Source organism: Dokdonella sp., from assembly GCF_049593775.1.
Taxonomy (GTDB): Bacteria; Pseudomonadota; Gammaproteobacteria; order Xanthomonadales; family Rhodanobacteraceae; genus Dokdonella.
In genome coordinates this window covers 1-2,957 of the sequence record NZ_JBAWHJ010000392.1, presented here as the reverse complement: position 1 = coordinate 2,957, position 2,957 = coordinate 1, and the positions used below count along the sequence as shown (strand labels likewise).

3 protein-coding genes and 1 tRNA gene are annotated in these 2,957 nt (G+C 59.8%); all 4 read right to left on the bottom strand.

Annotated elements, in window-relative coordinates:
• Positions 1–1,316: SpoIIE family protein phosphatase (locus WBP53_RS13445; RefSeq protein ID WP_423929748.1), on the bottom strand; the 1,316-nt coding region annotated here is incomplete at its 3' end.
• A gap of 232 nt (positions 1,317–1,548) precedes the next feature.
• Positions 1,549–1,941 (bottom strand): phasin family protein, encoded by a 393-nt coding sequence (locus WBP53_RS13440; RefSeq protein WP_423929746.1) that lies wholly within the window; start codon positions 1,939–1,941, stop codon positions 1,549–1,551.
• A gap of 183 nt (positions 1,942–2,124) precedes the next feature.
• Positions 2,125–2,595: a 6-carboxytetrahydropterin synthase QueD gene (queD, locus tag WBP53_RS13435; protein WP_423929744.1), complete on the bottom strand. Its 471-nt coding sequence runs from the start codon at positions 2,593–2,595 to the stop codon at positions 2,125–2,127.
• Positions 2,562–2,638 (bottom strand) — tRNA-Ile (locus WBP53_RS13430). The genes queD and WBP53_RS13430 overlap by 34 nt, the downstream gene beginning before the upstream one ends.
• Positions 2,639–2,957 lie beyond the last annotated feature (319 nt).

Genomic DNA, 2,957 nt, shown 5'->3' with positions numbered 1-2,957 from the left:
ATCTGGATGCGTTCCGATGAGAACAGGGTCTGCGCACTGGCGCCGAGCGGAGCCCCGGGCTGGAGCGCGAGCTCGGATACCTTGCCGTGGTTCGATCGCAGCAATGGCCGTGGGTGTCCCGCATTGGCGATGTCGAAATCACCTGATTGTCTGTCGATTGCGAGGATCTGCGCCGTGACGAACATGCCGGCTTCGAGTTCGTCGAGCAGGAGAACATTCAAGGTCACGAGCAAGTCGACCGGGTTGCTGGCCTGACTGGCGAGCAGGCGCACGCCCATGCCGAAACGCGCCATCACCAGTGCCGCGGACACCGCCTTGCCGGAAACATCGGCAATAACCACCCCGGCGCGGCCATCCGAGAATTGGAAATAGTCGTAGTGATCGCCGCCGACAACGCGTGCGGGAACATAGGCTTCGGCAAACCGGATTCCGGGAAGTCGAAGCTGTGATTGCGGCAGGAAGTGCTGCTGGACCCGCCGCGCCAGTGCAAGGTCGCGCTCCGCGATGCGCCGATCCGGGTGACTGCCGCGCTCGGCCTGCAACAAGCCGGCGACTACGCTTGCAATGGCCTTGGCGATCGAGCGGTCCATCGGGTTCCAGGTATCTGCCCGCTCAGACTCGGCAACGATGGCACCCAGGGTTTCCCCGCTGAAAATGACCGGAGCCGCCAGGATGCCTTTCGGTGCGTCGGCAACGCCAAGAGGCTCCAGTGCGGCATGCCCCCCGGCGAGGCCGTCGACATGGCGCAGGCAGGCCTTTGCCAGCAGGGCGCCGGGTCGCCAGTCCTGCTCTTCAGTTTCGCCACGGCAGGCAAAGGGAGTCAGGGTTGCGCTGCCGGGCCGACTCAGAAAAAGACCAATACGCACACAACCGGCGAATCGATCCATGACGGTGTCGAGGATCTCGTTTATCAGCAAGGCCGGGCTTTCGCTCCGTGCGGGCAGGGCTGCAATCCAGGCCAGCAGTTCCAGTCGATCAACCAGCTCCGGGAATGCGGCGTGGCTCGAATCGGAAGGATCGTCATCATCCTCCGTACTCAGCAGTGCGGGGATTTCGCCGATAACGATTTCAACCGAGCTTTCGATCAGCAGTTCGCCACGGATAAGGCTGCCTCCATGCAGAATGCCGTTGGCGCTACCTAGGTCCTGAATTCGCCAGATTCCATCTTTGCCGCAGCGCACTTCGGCATGTCGGCGAGAGACTGTCGGATCGTCGATGCGGATGTCCGAGTAGGCGCCGCGGCCGATGACCACGGATTCCTTGAAGCTGAATTGTTGGCCGGCGAGCGCGCCGCCGGTAATCGTCAGACGCGGCATGATGATGCAGTGTCGCACGCCAAAGCACCTGCGGTGAATCCCGGCCCGACAGCTGGCTGCCAGGCAAAAATCATCCCGCCGGGAAAATTCACATCTTCACCACTTCGGCTGGCCGGATTCGGTGCTTTGAGGAATGCCGGGCAAAAAAAAACCGGATGGCAAGCCATCCGGTTTCAGGTGTCACATTGGGGTCGGCTTCGCTTTGCAGCGACCGACCGCCAGATTCTGGCGCTTACTTGCCGGAAGCTGCCTTCTTGACGGCGTTGACCTGCTTGGTCACGGTCTCGTTGGTCGCTTCGATGGAACCCTTGATCAGGTTACCCAGCGCTTCGTTGGTCTTCAGGGTCAGGCCCAGCACTTCCTGGTTCGTGCTGTAAAGCTTCTCTGCAGATTCCTTGGCCAGCTGAACGCCCTTCGGCCAGATCGACTTGGCTGCTTCGAAATCACGCACTTCGGAAGCCTCGGACCAGAACGCGCTGGAAGCGCTGACCTGGCTCTCGACTGCCTTCAGCTGCAGGTCGGCCATCTTCTCGAAGCCGGACAGGGCAACGCCCTGAGCCTTGACAACGGCGTCGGCAAAATTCTTGCCGAGGGAAAGGAACTGCGAATTCATCTGCTCGTACATGGATAACTCCCTCTTTAGGATTAGTTGATGGGAGCACTCTAGCAGAGAGATTGTTGCGTTGCAACATAGATCACTTCGGGGTGTTGCCGTGTATTCAGGGTTTGACTGAATATCCGCGCCAAATGGCGTTTTCGAAAGCGTCAACGGTGATGGTGCATTGCGGAAAATGCGCCCGCTTTCGGGTCATGCGGCAGGGCCGACATAACTGCAGCCGGATGTGCAGGTTTCGTGGACGATGATGCGGGCCAATTGGGGAAGGTCGGCTATCAGTGCATCCCAGATCCAGATGGCCAGGTTTTCGCTGGTGGGATTCTCCAATCCGGCAACGTCATTGAGGTAGCGATGATCCAGTTGCTCAAAGACGGGTGCAAACGCCGCGCTCACCTCGGAAAAGTCGCGGACCCAACCCAGGGCCGGATCGACCGCGCCGGACAGGTGCAGCTCGATTTCGAACGAGTGACCGTGCAGCCGCGAACACTTGTGCCCCTCGGGCACGTTGGGCAGGCGGTGCGCTGCTTCGATTCTAAATTTCTTGAAGATTTCCATGGGCTCGTTCAATGCGGTTGCGCTGATGGCAGGAAGCTTGCGACGAAGCGAGGTCAGGCTGCCGCTTCGCGAAATGGTGGGCCCACCAGGACTTGAACCTGGAACCAACGGATTATGAGTCCGCTGCTCTAACCAATTGAGCTATAGGCCCCCGCTTCAAAACAATAACGTTGTCGCGCAAAGCGCGACGATCACTCCCCCTCGCCCCCCGGGAGAAGGAAGGGGGTGAGGGTACGCAACCCGGGAGATACCGATCCCGGATTATGCCAATTGACGCTTGACCTGTCGCGCAAAGCTCGACAATGAGTTCCCTGGAAATGACCACGTGTCCGAGACGATTGGTGCCAATTTGACGCCGAACTCTTCGTTTCGTCATCCCGGCGGCCCTAAGCAGCCGAACGGCTGGTGAAGGCCGCCGGGTTGACGAGCGCTAAAGTCACAGCCATTCGTCTCAAAGACCATTGCAGCCA

What these genes read in the sequence shown, in the direction of transcription:
- WBP53_RS13440 (WP_423929746.1), bottom strand. Translation starts at nt 1,941, where the DNA reads ATGTACGAGCAGATGAATTCGCAGTTCCTTTCCCTCGGCAAGAATTTT.